This window comes from Methyloglobulus morosus KoM1 (genome assembly GCF_000496735.2).
Taxonomy (GTDB): domain Bacteria; phylum Pseudomonadota; class Gammaproteobacteria; order Methylococcales; family Methylomonadaceae; genus Methyloglobulus; species Methyloglobulus morosus.
The window spans coordinates 1-7,373 of sequence record NZ_AYLO01000126.1; the positions used below are offsets into that span (position 1 = coordinate 1).

The window sequence follows — 7,373 nt, forward strand, 5'->3', positions numbered from 1 at the left end:
AAACGCTTTCGTTTTCCAAGGACGCAACGTGGCATGACGGCGTGATCCATTGGTTTGTCGTCTCCTATAATTCAAGCTTATCAGTTAATGTTTAGCCACTACCAAAAAATACAGTCAGTGAATAGCTGTTATGCCTAAGACACAAGCATTGTTAGAACATTCCATTGGAGGAGGACGTTATGCAAAATTCCAAAAGAATAGCCCTTCTTTTGGGGGCGGTTATTTTAACTGTCGGCCTAGTTTACATTGCCTTCCATTTCATCTTCTTAAATTTGCTCGTCGACTTATGGTGGTTTCACTCCCTAAAGTTTGAGTCCTATTTTTGGCTTCGATTGCTCTACCGATTCTTTCTGTCCGGCGGAGTGACGTTGTTGTTTTTTTCTATTTTCTTTTTTCACTTTTGGATCGCCTCGCGTTATTTCGGCCTGAACCCGCAACCGAATGTCAGTCTTGGAAGATTGGATAAGCGCAGACTTTTTCAACGTTTTGCCGACACCTTTACGAGCGGTTCGGTTCTAGTCTATACCCCCATTCCATTGTTACTGGCCATCTACATCGCTGTCCCGTTTTATCAGCATTGGGAAATGGCGTTATTGTACCTTTTCGGCGGCCCGTCAGGTGTGGCCGAACCCGTTTACGGGTATGACACCAGTTTTTATTTGTTGTCTTACCCCTTTTATCTCCTGGTCCAACAGGAATTGCTGACTACGGCCAGCTTATTGTTCTGTGCGGTGGGAATCCTGTATTGGCTTGAACATGTTTTCGTGCCCGAGCAAAGAAAAGAATTCCCCTTAGGCGCCAAAATCCATTTGACGATTTTAATCGGTTTCGTCGTCTTATTTGCCGTCTGGGGATTTTTGCTGCACCGGTTTTCACTGCTCTATACTGATACCCATCAACCGGTGTTTTTTGGACCCGGATTTGTGGAAATGCGCTACCAATTGCCGCTCATTTGGTTGGCAATTGTCACTTTCCTTGCGACGGCAGTCACCGCCAGCCTGTTCATATTTTCAGAAAAACACCGGATCAAGACACCGTTTTTTATAGCGCTGACGGTTTTTTTATGTGTTTTAGGGTTATCTAAAGTCCATTTCATCCCTGAATTAATACAAGAATATATCGTTAACCCCAATCCTGTAAAAACGGAAAAACCATTCATACAGCATAATATCGACGCAACCTTGGATGCCTATGACTTAAAGCACATTAAAACGGTTGACCTGCCTGTTAAGCTGAATGCCGTTGATGACATCAAGGCATGGAGTTCGCAGGAACACTTTGAAAATATACCGGTTTGGGACAGGGAAATCCTGGTTGACACTTATAATCAGCTACAGTCTATTAGGCCTTATTATTCATTCCTGTCCGTTGATGAAGACCGCTATATTATTCTTGAAAACACCCGGCAAGTGAACCTGGCTGCCCGGGAAGTCAACCTGTCCAAATTGCCGCCTGAAGCGCAAAACTGGGAAAATACCCACTTGCGATATACCCACGGTTTTGGTGCCGTTGTGACGCCAGCTGGCCAGGATGCCGGTAACCCGCTAGTCTGGTATATGCGCGATTTAAACCAGAGTTCTAGTGTTGGCCTATCAGTACAATACCCGGATATTTATTATGGCCAGGAACAATACACATATGCCATAGTGCCCAATAAACTGAGTGTAATGGGTATTTCCGGTACGCAATCCGACCCCGATGCGAAAACTCCTTATAAAGGCGAAGGTGGTGTGCCTATTCCTTCCCAATTCAGGAAAGTATTGTTTGCCTTTTATTTCAAAGACCAAAACCTTCTTTTTTCCCCCAATATTACCACTGAAAGCAAAGTCTTGATGCGCAGGAACACGACCGAGCGCATCCAAACATTGACGCCTTTCCTTCACCTTGATAACGACCCTTATCTGGTTTTGACCAAGGAACGATTTTACTGGATACAGGATGCTTATACCCTATCCAAATGGTATCCAGTCACCCAACTTGCCAACGACGATTTTTTGGAAGGCAAGCAAGAGTTTAACTACATCCGAAACTCCGTGAAAATAGTCGTCGATGCGTTTGACGGTGGCGTACAGTATTTTATTTCCGATTCCTCGGATGTCCTTATTCAAACTTACAACAGCGCATATCCCAGCCTGTTTAAAAATCTTGATGAGATGCCATTCGAACTAAAAGCGCATTTGCGCTATCCGCGGGAGTTGTTTTATTTGCAGATGAAGGTCTACGCCAAATATAACCAAAAGGCGCCTGAATTATTTTACCAACAAGCGGAAACTTGGCAATTTGCCAAAGTCCGGGGTCAACCGGTCTTACCTTATTATCAGACTATTGATTTCGGCAATTGCAACGGTAAGGGGGAATTCGTCATGTTGAACCCGATGACGCCGGTTAATCGGGATAATCTCAGCATAATAGGAATGGCTGGTATTATGGACACCACGACTTGCAGCACGGCTTATAACCCCAGCATCACCATTTATAAGTTCCTGAAGGATGTCCAGGTCAACGGGCCGGCGCAGGTTGAATCGCTGATACAGCAAGACCCGGAAATTTCTTCACTTTTTACCCTTTGGAACCAAGGCGGCACAAAAGTTGAATTAGGCCGTATGGTTATCATGCCAATGGGCAATAGCGTGCTCTATGTCCAGCCGGTTTACATTGTCTCGTCTACTAACGCCATCCCTAAGCTTTCAAGGATTATCGTTTCCATCGGCAACCGGGTGGTCATGGACACCAATTTTGCTTCGGCCTTTAACCGATTGAAACAGATGTTTATTTCAAGTTCTGACGATGGCAACAATACTGCAACGCCTAAAGGAAATGCCGATCCCTAAAAACGTGCCTTCCTTATCGCATAAGATGATGGCGCTTTATGGCTTGCCGCACCTTACCCATTCGATGGTGTTATTGCCCCTGGTACTGTTTATCCCCTCCTATTATGCAGACGATTTGGCGTTACCGCTCGTGAGCGTGGGGATGGCGATTGCCATGTCTCGATTACTGGATGTGTTCACCGACCCTATCATGGGTATCCTTAGCGATCGCTGGAACACGCGCTGGGGTCGGCGTAAGCCCTGGCTGGTTCTTGGAACTCCCTTGTTAATCCTGTCAACTTGGATGGTTTTTGTGCCCAGCGGTAAGGTATCTGTTGTTTACCTTTTTATCTGGACCAGCTTGTTGTTTTTGTCATTTGATATTTTCGATTTACCTTATAAGGCCTGGGGTGCAGAGCTTTCATCCGAGTATAAAGAACGCTCACGGGTTGCCGCTTGGCGAGAAGCTTTTGGTGCTACCGGCCATATCATTTTTCTGTTGATTCTCATGGCAATGGGGTTTTGGGGTTATCATGGAAATCGTGAACAGCTTCTGGTTATTGCTTTGATCATCTGCATATGCTTGCCGATTTTTGTGGTATTAGCCGTAGCCAAAGTACCCGAAAACCCGCCGGAACGATTGCATGGCGCTTCTATCTTGGGTTGGCCAGGAATGAAACTGGTATTCCAAAACCAGGCCTTTGTAAGAACCTTAATAGCACTCGTTCTGTTTGGTTGTGGGCTTGTGATACAGGCGACGTTACATAAGATGGTGTTAAAGCATGTGGTAGGCAGGCCGGAGTTGTTTTCTCCCATGATTCTCGCCGAAACATTTACTTCACTTCTGGCCTTGCCACTATGGATATGGCTTTCCGATCGGTTAGGCAAACACCGTACTTTAACGCTTGCCGGTGCCTGGGTCGCCCTATGGGGCTTGGCTTTACCGCTGGTCGGTTATGGTGACATCGTATTGTATGTGACCTTGATCGTATTTCGCGGCAGTAGCCTTGCTGCTATCATTTTCTTGTCGAACTCGATAGCTGCCGATGTCATCGACCATGACACATTGGCATCAGGACATCAGCGTACGGGATTCTATTTCTCGCTTTGGGGTATGGCAATCAAGATGGCTATCGGTCTCGGTGTGTTTTTGGGGACTTCGTTGCCCGCCCTTTCCGGTTTTGAACCTTCGGCAGCGGTTCATAGTAGCGCTACCGAATTTGCCTTGATGAGAATATATGGTTGGTTACCTTGCTTTATTATGCTATTGGCATTTCCATTGCTGTGGAATTACCCCATTACCCAGAAGAAACAACTAGAACTGCGCGCTGAAATCGAGGCTAGGCGCAAGTAATAAATTAAGGAGATATCACGCTGCTATTGAAACGCTTCATCTTTTTCTCTAGTTTAGCTGGAAGGAAGTGGTTCCATCTGAATTTGCTGCCATACCCTGTTTCTCCACACAATTCAACAAAAGTAGATTCAGAATAAATTTCTGAACAAAAATAGGCCTATTGGGTCTTTAATTAGACAGTCGATGCCGTCTATTGGTCAGCGACTCAAAGTTCGGCATTATATTTTTTCTCGGATTTTGCTTAATTTACCATCAAGGAGTTTTGATATGTCATTACGAATAAATGATGAGGCACCAGACTTTACGGCCAACACAACCCAGGGCGTTATACATTTTCATGAATGGATTGGTAACGGATGGGCTATCCTTTTTTCTCATCCCAAAGACTTCACACCGGTCTGTACGACGGAATTGGGCTATATGGCAAAGCTAGAGCCTGAGTTCACGAAACGAAACTGTAAAATTATAGGCTTGAGCGTAGACCCCGTTGATAACCATACGAGATGGGTAAAAGATATCGAAGAAACACAAGGTTATTCGGTTAACTACCCGATGATTGCCGACAGCGATTTGTTGGTGGCGAAGCTTTACAACATGTTGCCTGCAGATGAGGCCGGTACGTCAGAAGGCCGAACAGCCGCCACGAATGCAACGGTGCGTTCCGTGTTTATTATCGGACCGGACAAAAAGATTAAGCTGATGCTGACTTACCCGATGACCACGGGCCGTAATTTTGACGAAATCCTGCGTGTGCTAGATTCGATGCAGTTAACTGCGACGCATAAGGTTGCAACGCCTGTGAATTGGAAAAGCGGTGACGATGTCATTATCGTACCGTCGGTATCCGATGAAGAGGCAAAAGGACTGTTTAAAGAAGGGTGGAAAACCCTTAAGCCGTATCTACGCTTGGTTAAGCAGCCCCGATAACCGGCCGGGTGTCAATGACGATACCTGGAATTAAATATTTGCTCCTTGAAAGGCAACATGTGGTTGTCAATGCCTTTATAAATCAGGGTGGCCACCTCGTTTGTGCCTCGAAGGACGACATCTTGTCATTACTTCCTATTATAAAAAGCGGTAAGAATAGGCAAAAACAGTAAGTAATCCCATTTACAGCTTGACACTAAACTTTGGTGAACCAATTCCGTTTTCATATGAATATGATGCTGGCCTATAGTTTCTGGACGATCTGCTGCCTTAACGCCTTTGATAGCAACCATCATTCACCTAAATTCCACTCATGCCATTGACATTATTCGCTGGCTGGAATCGGCTACAGTTGTATTATCAGATTTTGCTGGCATTGGTATTGGGTATAGCGGTAGGCGTTGCTTGGGGGCCAAGTGCTGTGGTGCTGTCGCTACCGGGAAAACTGATCTTGAGGTTGCTGGGCGCATTGGCGCCACCCCTGATCTTGGCGGCTCTCATCCACACGTTGATGACCGCAGAATTTGGTGGCCGGGACAGTTTGAAACTTATGCGCTTATTGATGCTGAACACGCTGGTCGCTATCTTTATTGGACTTTGCGTAGCCAACGTTATCCAGCCTGGCGTGGGTGCAGGCTTGGCCTTACCCGAAGCGCACACAGAAACTCAGCAAATCTCCGTGAATCCCAATCCCTTGATCACGTTTTTGGACAATGTACCGAAAAGCCTTTTTGGGCCGCTAGGTGATGATGGTAAAGTGATCGGTGTCATCTTTATTGGCCTGGCCTTCGGTATCGCGTTGCGTAGCCAACGTAAACGAGCAATCGGTACGGTCGAAGATCTTGCCGAATTAATGCTTATAACCTTGATCCGTATCCTGCATTGGATCATTGTTCTTGTACCGCTCGCGGTCTTTGGTATCATCGCTAGTATCGTAGGCACACAAGGTTTTGGTGGCTTCAGAGCGCTAGGGCTATTTGTCATAAGCGTCATAATTGCGTTGGCCCTGCAAGCGGCCTATTATTTGATCCGAATCCGATTGGGCTCCTGGGTGCGGCCACTTACGGTCCTGAAAGGAACCCGCGACGCCTTGGTAACAGCATTCTCCACTGCAAGTTCCACCGCCACGATGCCAGTGACCTTTAGTTGCCTGCGCGACCAAGTGGGCATTCGTGAAAAGTCTGCGAGCCTCGGTGCCATGGTGGGTGCGAATTTTAATAACGATGGCACGGCGCTGTATGAAGCCATGGCGGCGTTGTTCATCGCACAGGTGCTCGGCATGCATCTCGATATGCAACAGCAAATTCTGGTCGTACTGTCCAGCGTCATGGCATCGGTCGGCGCGGCCGGTATTCCAGAAGCGGGGCTCGTGACCATGACCATCGTCTTCAATGCCGTCGGCCTGCCGTTACAATTCATCCCTATTTTGCTCACTGTCGACTGGTTTTTGGACCGTTGCCGCACGGCGGTCAATGTCATGGGCGACATCAATGTCAGTTGCCTAATGGATGGTAAACAAGCTGAAGTGCGATTGCCAAATAAAACTATTGAAATGCAAGGGCTTTGAGGTTCAGGATAAGTATCAAGTTTATGAGGTTTGTACTTAGCTGTTTTACATTAGCATCGTTCAAAATAAACTTCCATCACCTTCGGTTTAGGGTAGAAAATTGAGCGTCAACCCAATCCAACATTTTTTGCCACCAGTTAGTTTCAAGGAAGGCATATCCTTGAAAAGACACCCGATAAGGTGATATTTTTATAGGATCAAAATAATCGAATTGCTGAACCACAATGAATACAGTTTCTAGCTCGGCCAGAATCAAATGTGCAATAGTTTTTATTGTATTTATGATTTTTAGTGTTGGCCCCATTCCTATTACCAGTACAATCGGTTTGTTTGTAGTCATTTTTAGGCCAATATGGTTTAAAACGCTAGTTGACAATATTTATTCGGACAAGAATAACTGATTCTGTTAAATCCATTGGTTAACAGCGATCTTGCCCCGAAATTTCGGGTATGATCAACGCATACATTACTTACGCTCCCGTACATTGGGAAAATCAACGCATATCTGTCTTAAACAGGCTTGACTTAACCTAAAGGGTGTTAGTCAAGATAAGCCAGCGGATAACCCATTAGAAATTAGATGGTTTTTTATTCTTGATAATGCCATGATCTTAATCATCCCCAATATCATCTTCCCCCAAGCCCGGTGCTAACCTCAGCCATTCAATTCTTTCTGGGTTTGTTGTATGCCAATGCAGGTGAATGGCTAATGCAT

Annotated in this window: 5 protein-coding genes; 4 read left to right on the forward strand and 1 reads right to left on the reverse strand. The window is 45.7% G+C overall.

The window, feature by feature from the left end:
- Positions 1–179: 179 nt before the first annotated feature.
- From MGMO_RS15665 to MGMO_RS15680, 4 genes are all read left to right on the forward strand, one after another.
- Positions 180–2,831: a UPF0182 family protein gene (locus MGMO_RS15665; protein WP_023496042.1), complete on the forward strand. Its 2,652-nt coding sequence runs from the start codon at positions 180–182 to the stop codon at positions 2,829–2,831.
- Entirely contained in the window at positions 2,788–4,164 is a 1,377-nt protein-coding gene (locus tag MGMO_RS15670) for an MFS transporter (RefSeq protein WP_023496043.1), read from the forward strand. The genes MGMO_RS15665 and MGMO_RS15670 overlap by 44 nt, the downstream gene beginning before the upstream one ends.
- 267 nt (positions 4,165–4,431) lie before the next feature.
- Positions 4,432–5,091 (forward strand): peroxiredoxin, encoded by a 660-nt coding sequence (locus tag MGMO_RS15675; protein ID WP_023496044.1) that lies wholly within the window; start codon positions 4,432–4,434, stop codon positions 5,089–5,091.
- A gap of 313 nt (positions 5,092–5,404) precedes the next feature.
- On the forward strand, positions 5,405–6,658 hold the full coding sequence (locus MGMO_RS15680) for a dicarboxylate/amino acid:cation symporter (RefSeq protein ID WP_023496046.1): 1,254 nt from the start codon (positions 5,405–5,407) through the stop codon (positions 6,656–6,658).
- A 76-nt stretch (positions 6,659–6,734) separates the two neighbouring features.
- On the opposite strand, the gene MGMO_RS20090 is transcribed toward MGMO_RS15680, so the two are convergent.
- On the reverse strand, positions 6,735–6,998 hold the full coding sequence (locus tag MGMO_RS20090) for a hypothetical protein (protein ID WP_023496047.1): 264 nt from the start codon (positions 6,996–6,998) through the stop codon (positions 6,735–6,737).
- Between the last annotated feature and the right edge of the window lie 375 nt (positions 6,999–7,373).

Bases quoted from the DNA above. Each gene is read 5' to 3' on its own strand.
- MGMO_RS15675 (WP_023496044.1), top strand. From the start codon at position 4,432: ATGTCATTACGAATAAATGATGAGGCACCAGACTTTACGGCCAACACA.
- MGMO_RS15680 (WP_023496046.1), top strand. From the start codon at position 5,405: ATGCCATTGACATTATTCGCTGGCTGGAATCGGCTACAGTTGTATTAT.
- MGMO_RS15670 (WP_023496043.1), top strand. From the start codon at position 2,788: ATGGCAACAATACTGCAACGCCTAAAGGAAATGCCGATCCCTAAAAAC.
- MGMO_RS15665 (WP_023496042.1), top strand. From the start codon at position 180: ATGCAAAATTCCAAAAGAATAGCCCTTCTTTTGGGGGCGGTTATTTTA.
- MGMO_RS20090 (WP_023496047.1), bottom strand. From the start codon at position 6,998: ATGACTACAAACAAACCGATTGTACTGGTAATAGGAATGGGGCCAACA.